This is a genomic window from Xenorhabdus siamensis (assembly GCF_037996745.1).
In the GTDB taxonomy this organism is placed as follows: Bacteria; Pseudomonadota; Gammaproteobacteria; order Enterobacterales; family Enterobacteriaceae; genus Xenorhabdus; species Xenorhabdus indica.
This window is the reverse complement of record NZ_JBBMXE010000017.1, coordinates 162,646-178,251: the sequence shown is the minus strand read 5'-3', so window position 1 is coordinate 178,251 and position 15,606 is coordinate 162,646. Positions and strand designations below refer to the sequence as shown.

Sequence of the window (15,606 nt, the reverse complement as noted above, 5' to 3'; positions counted from 1 at the left end):
TCTTATACATACTAAAATAGCTTTTTTTACAAGAGGTTGAATAATGAAAAAGATCAAAAAAACAGCAATAGCTAGTTTTCTGGCTTTAGTCAGTGGTTCTGCGTTTGCTTTGCCAAACATTACTGTGTTGGCAACGGGTGGCACAATCGCTGGGGGTGGTGAATCTGCAACTCAGTCCAGTTATACTGCGGGTAAAGTAGGTATTGATTCATTGCTGAATGCTGTTCCTGCTATCAAAAATATTGCTGATCTGAAAGGGGAGCAGGTTGTTAGCATTGGTTCACAGGACATGAACGATCAAGTTTGGCTGACTCTGGCGAAAAAGATCAATGCTGATTGTGATAAAACTGATGGTTTTGTAATCACTCACGGTACTGATACTATGGAAGAAACCGCTTACTTCCTTGACCTGACTACTCAGTGCCGTAAACCAATTGTAATGGTTGGTGCAATGCGTCCATCCACTGCTCTGGGTGCTGACGGTCCATTGAATCTCTATAATGCAGTAGCTGTAGCAGCAGATAAAAATTCCGCAAACCGTGGTGTCTTGTTAGCTATGAATGACTCTGTTATTCATGGTCGTGACATCAGTAAGTTGAGCACCACCGAAGTTCAGGCATTCCAGGCAGTAAATGCGGGTTCACAGGGTTTTATTCATAACGGTAAAGTTAACTACTACTCTGTTGCACCAGTAAGAGCTGATAAAGCTGTTTTTGATGTCAGCAAACTGAACGAATTGCCAAAAGTAGGTATCGTTTATAACTACTCGAATGCTTCTGATCTGCCAGCAAAAGCATTTGTGGAAAATGGTTATAAAGGAATTATCAGCGCGGGTGTAGGTAACGGTAATATCTATAAATCCATTTTGGACACACTGGCTCAAGCAGCTAAAGATGGCGTTGTAGTTGTTCGCTCTAGCCGTATTCCTTTCGGTTACACTACTCAGAATGCTGAAGTTAATGACAGCAAATATGGTTTTGTAGCATCAGAACGTTTGAACCCGCAGAAAGCACGTGTTCTTCTGCAACTGGCTCTGACTGAAACTTCAGATCCAGCAAAAATTCAGGAAATGTTTTCTAAATATTAATTCCTGATCCAGGCAGAAAGACGTTTAAAAACGTCTTTCTGTATTGTATAAAATATAAACTCTACGCTATGACAAAAAACCTATTTTTTTCCAGTAAGTAAGATAACGTTTTAGAAGATCACTATCCATTGGTGTATATATAATGGATGTCTCTAGTGCTGATTCTGTATTTTTTGCATCATATGCGGGCATATTTTCATACGCCTCCCACCGTGTAAGCTCACCATAAACTTTTTCAGATAACATGGGCAGTAATGGTAAAAGAGGGTTATCTATCAGCTTTTGATCTGTTTCTAATTTTTTTAGCCACTCAGAATAATGCATGTCTTTGAGGTGATAACCACACTGATTAAGTAATTCAAAGAATGGATTTAAATCGACAGATTGCTTATTGTCAGGTGAAACCAAGTGATAAGCTTTTCCCAGGTTGCGATTATTGCGAGAAATATCAAGTAAGAGTTTGCTGACATAATTAACTGGAACGAACTCTTTTCGTTGATTAGCTAGTAATGGATAAGCTTTGATCATTATACAGCCTTTGACCAACCTGGAGACAAAATCGTTGGGATTACTCGCTCCAGTCAAACTATCTCCCATGATAAAACCAGGGCGATATACTGCAAGAGGTATTCCTCTGTCTCTGGCCTGCCATATTATTTGCTCAACAACCCACTGACTTTGTGTATATCCTGAATCATATTTTAAGCTGGGCAAGTAAGATGTTATGTCGTCATCTTCATATATTCTGGGTACAGTAGAGAAAAGCCCGACGGGACCAAAAACAGCAATAGTGGACACATAGTGTAGAGGTTTTATTTTCTGACTCACAGCAAAGCGTAATACATTTAGTGTTCCTAAGATATTGCTAGAGTAATGTATGGAATAAGGTTGAGAATAATTTACATGCGCGGCCAAATGAAAAATAACATCACATCCTGTAGATAGATTTTCATAAATTTGTTGGCTCAGAGCAAATTGCGGTTTTGCAATATCACTGGCAATAACTTGCAATCGTGAGAGAAATTCTTCTTTCCATAGACCATATTGATTCAGGTTTTCCTTAACTTTCAGTAGAGCAGCCTCATTATTATGAGCACGTACCAGACAAATGACCTTATTAATTTCATTTTGCAACAAAAGGTCGCGTAGGAAAAATGCGCCTAGAAATCCCGTTGCACCGGTTAATAATACTCGCCCTGAGTTTGAATCTAGCCATGGTTTAATTGGTTGAGATAACGGTTGGATATCGGAAGGAAGTTGGCTATCTTTAAGCATAACAGCACATAGATCAGTGGGATCGTTCTTATTTTGTTGTAGGCTTGTTGCCAGTTTTCTTGGCGTGGATGAGTCATATAAGAGCTGAATAGGTAAACGCCTCTGTATCTTATTCCCGATATCAATAATAAGTCTGGCAGCTTGTAATGAATTACCTCCTGACTGAAAAAAATCGCTATCTAATGTAATATCGTAATTATCTAAGATTTGACTCCAAATATTTAAAATTATCAATTCCTCTTCGCTCATTTCAGTATTTAATTGAGACAGAAATTGTTGTTTTTGATTCTTCGAATATTCCGCTAGCAAACGAGCTCTATCCATTTTACCATTTTGGGTAAGAGGAATATGTTCAACAACGACAATCCGGGGGTGCATATAATTAGGTAAATGATGACTCACCCATTGAGTGAGTGTTTGTTTGGAGAAAGCTTCTGATTCTTTAGGAATGATAAAAGCAATTAAGTAGGGTTCTGTATTCTCTTTTTTTACTACGCATACAGCTGTTGATTGTAGTAGTTGGCTTTTCAATAGCTGAGTTTCTACTTCTTCAATTTCGATACGATGTCCGCGTATTTTTATCTGATTATCTATCCGTCCTGCATACATATAAACACCATCAGAACGTTGCCAGCCTAAATCACCGGTTTTGTATATTCTTTTTAATTGGTTATTTTTCCCAACGTCAATCATCATGAAATGTTGAGCATTAATTTCTGGACGATTCCAATAACCACGGGCTAAACCCTCGCCTGCAAGATATATCTCACCTATTTGATTTGGCGCAACAGGTTGTTGTTGTTCATCCAAAATATAAATATCGGCATTAGCAATTGGCCTTCCTATTGGTACATTGTTTTCTATTAATTCGTCTAACTTGGTTTCATAGGTTAGGGCCATGATGGTACTTTCAGTGGGGCCATAGCAGTTTATGAAATGTTGGGGAGGGTTGAATTGTAAAACTTGGCGTAAAATATGTGAATTTAGTGTTTCACCACCTATGAGAAGGTAATGTAAGTGACGAAATGCTTGAGGACATGTTTGAACAGTTAAGTGGAATAAAGTAGCCGTCATAATCAGACAACTCACAGAGAACTTTTCCAATGTGGCTTTAAATAAATAAGGATCAATAATTATTTTTTTTGGAATAATAACTATTGAAGCTCCAGTTAATAAAGTTATCCAGACTTCGAACAGATAAACATCAAATGTAGGATTACAAATAGAGGCCATTATATCAGTAGCAGTTAAATTGATATGAGTTGGATTAACTACGAAGCGGAGAATACCGCGAGCTTCAATTTCAACTGCTTTAGGGGTTCCAGTGGTTCCGGAAGTGAATAAGATGTGGGAGCGATGGTTTTTTCCTCTATGAATATTAGGAAAATCTTCAGTCTTTGAGATTTCCAGTATATTTTGTTTAATAATAACGAAATTTGTTGGTAAGGGGCGCTCTTGATATTGTTGAGTTGTTAATGTCAGATTTATTTTTAAGTCTTGTAACATAAAGCATAATCTGTTATCAGGCATGGCAGGATCGAAAGGGACACAACTTCCACCTACCATTAGAATGGCAACTTGACTAATAACTTGTTCGATCCCGGGTTCCAGTAAAATAGCGACGGGAGTTTCATATTTCACGCTCAGATTGTATAAGTGAAATGCCAATGATCGTGCTTGATAGATTAATTCTCGGTAACTGATTGTACGTTCTTCCGTAATTATTGCATGGTGGTCAGGATTTTCTGAAGTTTTTTGTATAAGAATATTAATCAAATCACAGTTAGTCGGAGTTATTGATTTACTTTCTAAATTATGAGATGTGGTATTTATCATTGTGTGAATCATTATTATTCCTTTCGCAATTAATTAATAATTGTATTTATTTATATAGCAGGGGGGTATTTCTTACGGTATCAATAGTAGATAAGTAATTTAAGATGAATGGTTTTGAAGCGTATTACATATAATTTGATATTCATGTTTTTATTAAATGATATGAATTCAAATAATGAAAACAGAATTATTAATCGGAGATAATTAGTTTTTTATTGGTCAGATTAATATCTTGACTACAAGCAGCATGACCTAACTGCAAGTTAACAAGAATCTGGTAATAACCATTGCAGAGGCAGAGCGGGAGTGATAAAACCAATACGTCCGATTTTTATTGTATCCATAATGATAGGGTGAGTTAATGAGTCAGGTATATAATTTCAGTGCTGGCCCAGCCATGTTGCCAGCAGAAGTATTACGTCGTGCGGAACAAGAGCTTTGCAACTGGCATGGACTAGGAACGTCGGTTATGGAGATCAGTCATCGCAGCAAAGAATTTGTCTCTGTTGCGGCTGAAGCAGAAAAAGATCTCCGGGATTTATTATCGATACCTGATAATTATAAAGTGCTATTTTGTCACGGTGGTGCTCGAGGCCAGTTTTCAGCATTGCCATTGAATTTACTTGGCAATAAAACATCAGCAGATTATATCGTTGGCGGTTATTGGGCTGAAAGTGCGGCTAAAGACGCAGAAAAATATTGTACACCTAATGTCATTAATATTCTAACCGAAACAGATGGCATTAAAAGTGTGAAGCCAATGAGTGAATGGGCTTTAAGTCGGGATGCTGCTTATGTTCATTATTGCCCTAATGAAACTATTGATGGCATTGCTATTTTTGAAGAGCCGGATTTTGGCGATGATAAGATTGTAGTTGCCGATTATTCTTCAACCATTCTTTCTGCACCGATTGATGTAAGCCGTTATGGTGTCATTTATGCAGGTGCTCAGAAAAATATCGGGCCGGCAGGGATTACGGCCGTGATTATCCGTGAAGATTTGTTGGGTAAAGCGCATCAGCACACCCCTTCCATTCTGGATTATACCGTACAGGCTAATTATGACTCTATGTATAACACGCCACCAACATTTGCATGGTATCTCTCTGGTATGGTGTTCAAGTGGTTGAAAGAACAAGGTGGTTTACAGGAAATTAAAAAACGTAATTATGCAAAAGCTGAAAACCTGTATCAGGCTATTGATAACAGTAACCTGTATATCAACCGTGTTGCACCGCAAAACCGTTCTATCATGAATGTGCCATTCCAGTTGGCAAATCCGGCTCTGGATGGCAAATTCTTGGAAGAAGCCTATTCGCAAGGATTACATGCTTTGAAAGGACATAAAGTCGCCGGAGGAGCCAGAGCTTCAATCTATAACGCGATGCCGTATGAAGGTGTTCAGGCATTGGTCGAATTTATGGCAGATTTTGAGCGCCGTAACGCATAATAATTTTATTATTGGATCGGGAGGCATAAAACCTCCCGATATGAATCTATCTCATCAATTAAAAATACATTATGTTACCAATCGGAGAACCCGCTGTTTATGCAATCCCTGACGCTACAACCTATATCCTGCATTAATGGAACTATTAATTTACCCGGTTCCAAAAGTGTTTCCAACCGTGCATTATTACTTGCTGCCTTTGCTAAAGGGACAACTTATCTGACCAATTTATTAGATAGTGATGATATTTACCATATGCTTAATGCGTTGACAGAATTGGGTATTTCCTATCGTTTGTCAGATGATAGAACTGCCTGTGAAGTGGATGGCATTGGCGGAATTATAACTGGTAAAAATGGACTGGAACTATTCTTGGGGAACGCAGGAACAGCAATGCGGCCACTGGCTGCTGCATTATGTCTGGGACATAACGATGTTATTCTGACTGGTGAACCACGAATGAAAGAACGTCCTATCGGTCATTTAGTGGATGCCTTACGTCAAGGCGGGGCTCAAATAGATTATCTTGAACAAGAAAATTACCCTCCGTTGCGTATCAAAGGCGGTTTTCTTGGTGGAAAAGTTGTTGTAGATGGTAGTGTTTCTAGTCAATTTCTGACCGCTTTATTGATGGCAGCACCTTTGGCGTTGCATGACAGCGAAATTCATATTCAAGGAGAGCTGGTTTCTAAACCTTATATCGATATTACACTAGCATTGATGAACAGTTTTGGTGTAGCAGTGGAAAACGAACAATATCAAGTTTTTCGTGTTAAGGGACAACAGCAATACCAATCACCGGGGCATTATCTGGTCGAAGGTGATGCTTCATCTGCATCCTATTTTCTTGCTGCTGCTGCGATTAAAGGTGGCACAGTTCGCGTTACAGGTATTGGCAAAAACAGCTTGCAGGGTGATACGAAATTCGCAAATGTGTTGGAGAAAATGGGCGCGACCATACGTTGGGGGAATGATTTTGTAGAATGCGAACGCGGCGCATTGATTGGCATCGATATGGATATGAATGCGATTCCTGATGCTGCTATGACTATCGCGACAACTGCACTATTTGCCAAAGGTGAAACCACTATTCGTAATATTTATAACTGGCGGGTAAAAGAAACTGATCGTCTTAATGCTATGGCGATTGAGCTGCGTAAAGTTGGTGCTGAAGTAGAAGAAGGGTATGATTATATACGCATTGTTCCACCAGAAAAACTGAAGTTTGCTGAAATTGAAACCTATAACGATCATCGCGTTGCGATGTGTTTTTCATTGGTTGCTTTTTCGGATACCCCAGTAACTATCCTTGATCCTGGCTGTACAGCGAAAACATTCCCCGATTATTTCAAACAACTTGAATCCATCAGCTATACCCAATAGATTTCGAGCCGTATCGTGGCAGCTGAAATAAAGAGTATATATTCATGGCGAAATTTGTTGATTAATTATGATGTATTTATTCCACTCATCTTCTGAGTAGGTATAATAAGGCATATTTTATTGATTGCTAATTGAGCAATTTTTTGCATTCGTAGTTAATCCGTCAGTGATGTCGGAAAGCAATGCTGAAAGCGCTATGCAAAGCCAAAAAAGGAGGGAAATGAATGACAGCAATAGCCCCAGTAATCACCGTTGACGGGCCAAGTGGTGCAGGCAAGGGAACATTATGTCAGGCACTGGCTGAAGCATTGGATTGGCAATTGCTTGATTCAGGGGCCATTTATCGTGTGCTGGCACTAGCTGCCATCCACCATCAAGTGAATATCCAGTCTGAAGACTCACTGGTTCCTCTGGCTGCAAATCTGGATGTTCGTTTTGTTCCTGCAAATGGCAAGCTCAGAGTGATTCTTGAAGGTGAAGATGTCAGTAATGAAATCCGTATAGAAACTGTGGGTAATACTGCCTCTCAGGCGGCAACTTTCCCGCGTGTCCGTGAAGCATTGCTACGTCGGCAACGGGCTTTTCGTGTTGCTCCGGGCTTGATTGCTGATGGCCGTGATATGGGAACTGTCGTTTTCCCTGATGCACCAGTAAAGATTTTTCTTGATGCCAGTGCGGAAGAACGTGCTCGCAGGCGTATGTTGCAGTTGCAGGAAAAAGGTTTTAGTGTTAACTTTGAAAGCCTTTTGTCCGAGATACAAGAGCGGGATTTCCGCGACCGCAATCGGGCAGTTGCACCACTAGTGCCGGCACAGGATGCATTGATCTTAAATTCGACTAATATGTCTATTCAAGAAGTGATCGCTAAGGCACTGAGTTATGTGAGAAATACGTTAACATTACATGTTTAGATTACCTCTTTTCGCATATTATACTATTGCAACTGCACATCAAGACGATGTATAGAGAATTCTGGTATGTGGGTAGTGAAATATACTGGCATACCAACACCTTGTAACAAGGAATGTTGCGAGGTATGTAAAACAACCCCATTCGGCTGGATGCTAGATGGACGTTAATTTAAAACCTTGAAGATCATTAAAATGACAGAATCTTTTGCTCAACTCTTTGAAGAATCCCTACAGGCTATCGAAACTCGTCCAGGTGCAATCGTACGTGGCGTTGTCGTTGCTATCGATAAAGACGTTGTATTGGTTGACGCAGGTCTGAAATCAGAATCTGCTATTCCTGTAGAGCAATTCAAAAATGCTCAGGGCGAGCTGGAAATCCAAATTGGCGATGAAATTGACGTAGCTCTGGATGCGGTAGAAGATGGTTTCGGTGAAACTATCCTGTCCCGTGAAAAAGCGAAACGTCACGAAGCATGGCTGATGCTGGAAAAAGCATATGAAGAAGCTGAAACTGTTACCGGTATTATCAACGGTAAAGTAAAAGGCGGCTTCACTGTAGAACTGAACGGTATCCGTGCGTTCCTGCCAGGTTCACTGGTTGACGTTCGTCCAGTTCGTGATACTGCTCACCTTGAAGGCAAAGAGCTTGAGTTCAAAGTCATCAAGCTGGATCAAAAACGCAATAACGTAGTTGTTTCCCGTCGTGCGGTTATCGAATCTGAAAACAGCGCAGAGCGTGATCAGTTGCTGGAAAACCTGCAAGAAGGCATGGAAGTTAAAGGTATCGTTAAGAACCTGACTGACTACGGTGCATTCGTTGATCTGGGCGGTGTTGATGGCCTGCTGCACATTACTGATATGGCTTGGAAACGTGTTAAACACCCAAGCGAAATCGTCAATGTGGGTGATGAAATCACAGTTAAGGTACTGAAGTTCGATCGTGAGCGTACTCGCGTATCTCTGGGTCTGAAACAATTGGGTGAAGATCCATGGGTAGCAATCGCTAAACGTTATCCAGAAAGTACTAAACTGACTGGTCGCGTAACTAATCTGACTGACTACGGCTGCTTCGTTGAAATCGAAGAAGGCGTTGAAGGTCTGGTACACGTTTCAGAAATGGATTGGACTAATAAAAACATCCACCCATCTAAAGTTGTTAATGTTGGTGATGTTGTGGAAGTTATGGTTCTGGATATCGATGAAGAACGTCGTCGTATCTCGCTGGGTCTGAAACAGTGTAAAGCTAACCCTTGGCAGCAATTTGCTGAAACTCACAACAAAAACGACCGTGTTGAAGGTAAAATCAAGTCAATCACTGATTTTGGTATCTTCATCGGTTTGGACGGCGGTATCGACGGCCTGGTTCACCTGTCTGACATCTCCTGGAACGTGGCAGGTGAAGAAGCAGTTCGTGAATACAAAAAAGGCGACGAAATTGCTGCTGTAGTTCTGCAAGTAGATGCAGAGCGTGAGCGTATCTCTCTGGGCATCAAGCAACTGGCAGAAGATCCATTCAATAACTACCTGTCTGTAAACAAGAAAGGTACTATTGTTAATGGTAAAGTAACTGCAGTTGACGCAAAAGGTGCTACAGTTGAATTAGCTAACGGCGTTGAAGGTTACCTGCGTGCATCAGAAGCTTCTCGTGACCGCGTTGAAGATGCAACTCAAGCTCTGAACGTTGGCGATGAAATCGAAGCCAAATATGTTGGTGTTGACCGCAAAAACCGCGTAATCAACCTGTCTGTTCGTGCGAAAGACGAAGCTGATGAAAAAGATGCTATCGCTTCTGTGAACAAGCAAGAAGATGTGAACTTTGCTAACAACGCAATGGCTGAAGCTTTCAAAGCAGCTAAAGGCGAATAATCTAAGTCAATAACGGCGGGTAATATTTTCGGATATGATAATATTACCCGAATACGGTAGTTTAGGGAGGTACCATGACCAAGTCTGAGTTAATTGAAAGACTTGCTGAGCAACAATCTCATATGCCGGCTAAAGCCGTTGAAGATGCAGTGAAAGAAATGCTTGATCATATGGCAGAAACACTGGCCTCCGGTGAACGTATTGAAGTTCGCGGGTTCGGCAGCTTTTCTCTTCACTACCGAGCTCCGCGTGTGGGTCGTAATCCCAAAACGGGTGATAAAGTCGAACTGGACGGTAAATACGTTCCTCACTTTAAACCCGGTAAAGAATTACGTGACCGCGTGAATATCTATAGCAACAGCTAAGATAGAAGTTATTACTTAATTGCTACGGCACCTTCGGGTGCCGTTCTTTTTTACCATTTTCTGATTAAATTTAACCTGAATTCTGGAATTGGGGTTAAATTTATTTATTATTGTGATTAATTTCACATTTTTATGCTAACTATCTCTTCTTCTGAAATTAATTTGCGAAACACTTTCAGAATAAATTTCAACTGACTGGCGGTAGTACACATCATCAAATAGTCTTTTCTGTGTGTGAATGGAATTTCAATACAGAGGCATAAATGGATGCAGCAGACTATTTTGTTTCTCTCTACTGCTTTTTTATCTTTTTTACCAAAACTATTCTTGAAAATATGTCGAAAGCTACTTTGTCGGGAATCTTTTTGGCAAAAATCTTTACCGATTATCAATTTAAACCAAGCTGCTGCGGTTATTATCCTGGGAACAGTTCCCCTTTTATTATTTAGTGAATTACCTCAATGGACAGAACTCCTCGCTTTAGCAGGTGTGGCAATGGTTTTATGGTTTATTCCCTATAAAATAAGTCGTCTTATTTCACTGATATTATGGGTATCGATTTGGGGAAGCTGGCATGGTCACAACATCTTGGCTCAAATAATATATTTTAGTGAAACAACTCGCACAGCAACCGTTATAGTTGATAGTGCATTGTTGAATGAAGCAGATAGAGAAGAGAAAACACGTTATAGAGTCAGATTGATTGAAAGTGATGGGAAATATATTTTTCCCGGACTTTATGCGTCAGTATTATGGAATTCTTCAATACCATTATGTGCAGGCCAGAAATGGCAGGTTACCGTGAAACTCAGGCCTGTTCATGCCCAATTGAATCAAGGGAGTTATGATAGCCAACGCTATGCTTTGTCAATCCGTCAGCCTCTTAATGGCAAAATCATCAAGGCGAATTTATTGAATGGTAATTGTAATTTCAGACAAAAACTAATTAATGAACTGGCACCTGAAATACACTCTCTGAAACAGGCAGGTATTGCTTTGGCGTTATTGTTTGGTGAAAGAGCATGGTTAGATAAACAAACCCGGTTATTGTTACAACAAACAGGAATTGCGCATTTAATGGCGATTTCAGGGCTACATATTACAATAGCCAGTTTATTTGGTTGGGGTTTTGCCAGAGGGTTCCAGCTTTGTTTTCCTGCAAAATGGATTGGATTTCGTTTCCCGCTCCTTATGGGATGGTTGACTGCAATGTTGTATGGTTGGCTTTCTGGATGGGGGATCCCGGCAATTCGGGCAATGCTGGGATTGACACTTTGGATATATTTACGATGCAGAAATTATTTTTGTTTTTCATGGCAGTGGGCTTTATGGAGTGCTGCACTGATTTTACTTTTTGATCCACTAGCGATTCTTTCTGATAGCTTTTGGCTTTCGTTTTTTGCCGTAATGGCGTTGCTGTTTTGGTTTCACTGGATGCCGTTGCCTGAAAAAATTCGTTATGGTTGGCGGTGGAGTTGGCTACGTGGATTGCATATGCAATCGGGAATGATGCTAATGTTATTACCGTTGCAGCTTTTGCTATTTCAAGGAATTAACATTGCTTCATTGATTGCGAATTTATGGGCGGTTCCGATAATCTCTTTTCTGACAATTCCATTGATCATGTTGGCATTGCTTGGGGCCATATTACCTTTGCACCAACTTATTCAACCATTTTTATGGCAATTAGTTGATTACACTATCTCATTCGCGTTAATACCTCTGCCTATTCTTACCTACTCATGGACTGAGACAGGGCATATTCCTTTCTTCATTACTTTTGCCAGTTGGTTTTTCGTTATTGCCTGGCGTCTTGGTTGGTGGAAATCCTATGCAGGGTTATTATGTGCTTCTGTTGGAGTTGCTCTCTGTTATTTTAAACGTGGTGATGAATTCCAATGGCGTTTTTCAATGCTGGATGTTGGGCATGGCCTGTCTGTTATCATTGATAAAGGGGGAAAGGCAGTTCTATTCGATACAGGAAACCGTTGGGAAACAGGAAGTATGGCAGAAAAAGTGATCCAGCCTTATTTGCGTTGGCATCGATTAACTCCTGAACAGATTATTCTGAGCCATGATCATCTGGATCACACTGGAGGCGTGGAATATCTGCGTGAAAAATATCCAAATATTCAAATTAGAAGTTCTTCTATTGATCATACTCATTTACCCTGTATTCGTGGTGAAAAATGGGTATGGCAGGAATTAACTTTTCAGGTTATCTGGCCCTTAGAGAAAGCAGAAAGTGTGGGTAATAATCAGTCTTGTGTTATCCGTATCGATGATGGTAAATATAGTTTATTGTTAACGGGGGACTTGGAAAAACAAGGAGAATATCGTTTACTGGGCCTTGAAAGGGAAAACCTTAATGCAACATTCTTGCAAGTTCCTCATCATGGGAGTAATACCTCATCTACCACTGCGTTTATACACAGAGTCAAGCCAGAATATGCTTTAGTTTCGGTTGCACGTTATAGTCCCTGGAAGCTCCCCTCAATGAAAGTCAGGCAGCGTTATAAAAATGCTAAAATTCAATGGCATAGTGCCGATCTTTCAGGCCAGATTACCGGTTATATTTATTACGATCACATTAAACTTGAGGGATATAGACAACAGTTAAAATCACGGTGGTATCATCAGTGGTTTGGTATTCGCGGTGATCATGAGTAGAATAAGCCGCTATTTCTTTTGGTTTTGGTAACTCAATAATGAATGATAAAGACCTTTCTACCTGGCAGACCTTTCGCCGCCTGTGGCCGATCATCACACCATTTAAGGTTGGGCTGTTAGTTGCGGCTGTTGCGCTAGTTATAAATGCTGCCGGCGATACATTGATGCTTTCCTTGTTAAAGCCTTTGCTGGATGAAGGGTTTGGCAAGGCAGACATGAGTGTATTGAAGTGGATGCCATTGGTGGTCATTGGATTGATGCTTTTGCGTGGCATATCTGGGTTTATATCAAGTTATTGTATATCTTGGGTATCCGGTAAAGTCGTCATGCAGATGCGCCGTCGTTTGTTCAATCATATGATGGGTATGCCCGTCTCCTTTTTTGACCAACAATCTACGGGAACATTACTTTCACGTATTACCTATGATTCAGAACAGGTTGCTTCTTCTTCTTCCGGTGCTTTAGTTACAGTGGTCAGGGAAGGAGCATCAATCATCGGGTTGTTTGTCCTGATGTTCTATTACAGTTGGGAACTATCCTTAATTCTGATTGTTATTGCTCCAATTGTTGCGGGTGTTATCCGCCTTGTGTCTGTACGTTTTCGCCGTATTAGTAAAAACATGCAAAATAGTATGGGAATGGTGACAACGAGTGCGGAGCAAATGCTGAAAGGGCACAAAGAAGTTTTGATCTTCGGTGGACAGAAAGTTGAAACAGAACGTTTTAATAAAGTCAGTAACCATATGCGTCAGCAAGGAATGAAAATGGTTTCCGCTGATTCCATTTCAGACCCGATTATTCAGCTTATCGCTTCGTTTGCACTGGCATTTATCTTGTATGCTGCCAGCTTCCCTGAAATTATGGGCGCACTGACAGCGGGTAAGATTACAGTGGTATTCTCGTCTATGATCGCTCTAATGCGTCCACTGAAATCTCTGACCAATGTTAATGCACAATTCCAGCGTGGTATGGCTGCTTGTCAGACTTTGTTTGCGATTCTGGATATGGAGCAGGAAAAAGATGAAGGTAAGTTGGAAATTAAAAAAGCCAAAGGCGATATCGAATTCCGTGATGTTACTTTCTGTTATCCAACCAAAGATCATCCCGCTCTGAAAAATATTTCTATGGTAATCCCGGCAGGCAAGACCATTGCTTTGGTTGGGCGTTCTGGCTCAGGAAAATCAACGATTGCTAATCTTCTTACCCGTTTTTATGACGTTAGCGAAGGTGGTATTTTGCTTGATGGTCATGATTTGCGTGAGTACACACTGTCTTCTTTACGCAACCAGATAGCGTTGGTGTCGCAAAATGTTCATTTATTCAATGATACTGTGGCTAACAACATTGCTTATGCCAGTGAAGGTCAGTTTAATCGTGCAGAAATTGAACGTGCAGCAGAGATGGCATACGCAATGGATTTTATCAAAAAATTAGATAATGGCCTTGATACCATGATTGGTGAAAATGGCGTCTTGCTTTCTGGTGGACAACGTCAACGTATTGCCATTGCCCGTGCTTTGCTGCGTGATTCTCCGATTTTGATTCTGGACGAAGCCACTTCGGCACTGGATACGGAATCTGAGCGTGCCATTCAGGCAGCATTGGATGAATTGCAGAAAAACAGAACGTCACTGGTAATTGCTCACCGTCTTTCTACTATTGAAAATGCTGATGAAATTATTGTCATTGAAGATGGTAACATTATCGAAAGAGGCAGCCATACAACTCTGTTGGAGGAAGAAAGTGCATATGCGCAATTACATCGGATGCAATTTGGTCAATGATTGAGCGCATTTGGTCTGGCCGTTCAAGGCTCTACATCCTATTATTGCCACTATCAGCCCTTTATGGGCTGATAAGCGGTTTGCGCAAGTTAGGCTACAAATCGGGATTCCTTCGTTCCTGGAAATCCCCTGTTCCTGTTGTTGTGGTAGGTAACTTAACCGCTGGAGGCAATGGTAAAACACCTGTGGTTATTTGGTTAGTTGAGCAATTACAACAGAAAGGTTATCGGGTTGGTGTTGTCTCTCGTGGTTATGGCGGAAAATCTGGACATTACCCGTTGCTGATAACGGATGAAGTGACTACCGCACAAGCGGGAGATGAGCCGATTTTAATTCAGCGTCGTACTGGTGCGCCAGTGGTAGTTGCTCCAAAACGCGTTGATGCTGTCAAAGAATTATTGGCACATTTCCCCGTTGATATTGTTATCACTGACGATGGCCTTCAACATTATGCTTTACAGCATGATTATGAAATCGTTGTTATTGATGGGATTCGCCGTTTTGGTAACGGTTGCTGGCTGCCGGCAGGGCCGATGCGGGAGCTTTCAGGCCGCTTAAATACCGTCAATACTATTATTGTTAATGGAGGTATGCCAGAAGCAGGTGAACTGCCCATGACATTAAAAGGTGAAGTTGCAGTCAATCTGCGGACAGGAGAACTCCGAAAAGTCAGTGATATTCCCAATAGTGTGGCGATGGCAGGAATTGGTCATCCACCGCGTTTTTTTGCTACATTGCAGCAACTGGGGGTAAATCTGCAAGCAACTCATGCGTTTGCTGACCATCAGTTCTATGAAAAAGCACAATTATTGGCTTTAGCTAATAATGAACAGAATTTGTTGATGACAGAAAAAGATGCCGTTAAATGTTCTCAGTTTGCACAGCCTAATTGGTGGTATTTACCGGTTTCTGCCTATTTACCGCAGGAACAAGGGCAAAAAATGCTGGGGGATATTTGTGCCTTGATCCCTGAATAAAA

The 15,606-nt window shown here is 40.8% G+C and carries 10 protein-coding genes; 9 read left to right on the top strand and 1 reads right to left on the bottom strand.

The features are described from left to right. Nucleotides 1-43 precede the first annotated feature (43 nt). Complete coding sequence (gene ansB, locus AAC852_RS17370; RefSeq protein WP_340622071.1) at nucleotides 44-1,087, top strand: L-asparaginase 2; 1,044 nt, start codon at nucleotides 44-46, stop codon at nucleotides 1,085-1,087. Nucleotides 1,088-1,153: 66 nt separating this feature from the next. Here the strand turns inward: ansB and AAC852_RS17365 are convergent, their stop codons facing one another. Then, on the bottom strand, nucleotides 1,154-4,210 hold the full coding sequence (locus tag AAC852_RS17365) for a non-ribosomal peptide synthetase (protein WP_340622070.1): 3,057 nt from the start codon (nucleotides 4,208-4,210) through the stop codon (nucleotides 1,154-1,156). Between the two features lie 349 nt (nucleotides 4,211-4,559). Here AAC852_RS17365 and serC point away from each other — a divergent pair, with 349 nt between their 5' ends. The 8 genes from serC to lpxK all read left to right on the top strand — a co-directional run bounded on the left by serC (nucleotide 4,560) and on the right by lpxK (nucleotide 15,604). Next, complete coding sequence (gene serC, locus AAC852_RS17360) at nucleotides 4,560-5,648, top strand: 3-phosphoserine/phosphohydroxythreonine transaminase (protein ID WP_340622069.1); 1,089 nt, start codon at nucleotides 4,560-4,562, stop codon at nucleotides 5,646-5,648. A gap of 99 nt (nucleotides 5,649-5,747) precedes the next feature. Beyond that, nucleotides 5,748-7,031 (top strand): 3-phosphoshikimate 1-carboxyvinyltransferase, encoded by a 1,284-nt coding sequence (gene aroA / locus AAC852_RS17355; protein ID WP_340622068.1) that lies wholly within the window; start codon nucleotides 5,748-5,750, stop codon nucleotides 7,029-7,031. 224 nt (nucleotides 7,032-7,255) lie between these two features. After that, nucleotides 7,256-7,942: a (d)CMP kinase gene (gene cmk / locus AAC852_RS17350; protein WP_340622067.1), complete on the top strand. Its 687-nt coding sequence runs from the start codon at nucleotides 7,256-7,258 to the stop codon at nucleotides 7,940-7,942. Between the two features lie 192 nt (nucleotides 7,943-8,134). Next, nucleotides 8,135-9,808 carry a 30S ribosomal protein S1 gene (gene rpsA, locus AAC852_RS17345; protein WP_340622066.1) on the top strand — a complete coding sequence of 558 codons (1,674 nt, stop codon included), beginning with the start codon at nucleotides 8,135-8,137 and terminating at the stop codon, nucleotides 9,806-9,808. A 74-nt stretch (nucleotides 9,809-9,882) separates the two neighbouring features. After that, nucleotides 9,883-10,173, top strand: a complete 291-nt coding sequence (ihfB, locus tag AAC852_RS17340; protein ID WP_038269281.1) for an integration host factor subunit beta — start codon at nucleotides 9,883-9,885, stop codon at nucleotides 10,171-10,173. Nucleotides 10,174-10,440: 267 nt separating this feature from the next. Further along, nucleotides 10,441-12,843 (top strand): ComEC family protein, encoded by a 2,403-nt coding sequence (locus AAC852_RS17335; protein ID WP_340622065.1) that lies wholly within the window; start codon nucleotides 10,441-10,443, stop codon nucleotides 12,841-12,843. A gap of 35 nt (nucleotides 12,844-12,878) precedes the next feature. Continuing rightward, nucleotides 12,879-14,627, top strand: coding sequence for a lipid A ABC transporter ATP-binding protein/permease MsbA (msbA, locus tag AAC852_RS17330; protein WP_340622085.1), 1,749 nt, complete (start codon nucleotides 12,879-12,881; stop codon nucleotides 14,625-14,627). Beyond that, nucleotides 14,624-15,604: a tetraacyldisaccharide 4'-kinase gene (gene lpxK / locus AAC852_RS17325; RefSeq protein ID WP_340622064.1), complete on the top strand. Its 981-nt coding sequence runs from the start codon at nucleotides 14,624-14,626 to the stop codon at nucleotides 15,602-15,604. The genes msbA and lpxK overlap by 4 nt, the downstream gene beginning before the upstream one ends. The last annotated feature ends 2 nt before the right edge of the window (nucleotides 15,605-15,606 follow it).

Coding starts and splice junctions, on each gene's coding strand:
- rpsA (WP_340622066.1), top strand. CDS start 8,135: ATGACAGAATCTTTTGCTCAACTCTTTGAAGAATCCCTACAGGCTATC.
- AAC852_RS17335 (WP_340622065.1), top strand. CDS start 10,441: ATGCAGCAGACTATTTTGTTTCTCTCTACTGCTTTTTTATCTTTTTTA.
- cmk (WP_340622067.1), top strand. CDS start 7,256: ATGACAGCAATAGCCCCAGTAATCACCGTTGACGGGCCAAGTGGTGCA.
- serC (WP_340622069.1), top strand. CDS start 4,560: ATGAGTCAGGTATATAATTTCAGTGCTGGCCCAGCCATGTTGCCAGCA.
- AAC852_RS17365 (WP_340622070.1), bottom strand. CDS start 4,210: ATGATTCACACAATGATAAATACCACATCTCATAATTTAGAAAGTAAA.
- ansB (WP_340622071.1), top strand. CDS start 44: ATGAAAAAGATCAAAAAAACAGCAATAGCTAGTTTTCTGGCTTTAGTC.
- aroA (WP_340622068.1), top strand. CDS start 5,748: ATGCAATCCCTGACGCTACAACCTATATCCTGCATTAATGGAACTATT.
- ihfB (WP_038269281.1), top strand. CDS start 9,883: ATGACCAAGTCTGAGTTAATTGAAAGACTTGCTGAGCAACAATCTCAT.
- lpxK (WP_340622064.1), top strand. CDS start 14,624: ATGATTGAGCGCATTTGGTCTGGCCGTTCAAGGCTCTACATCCTATTA.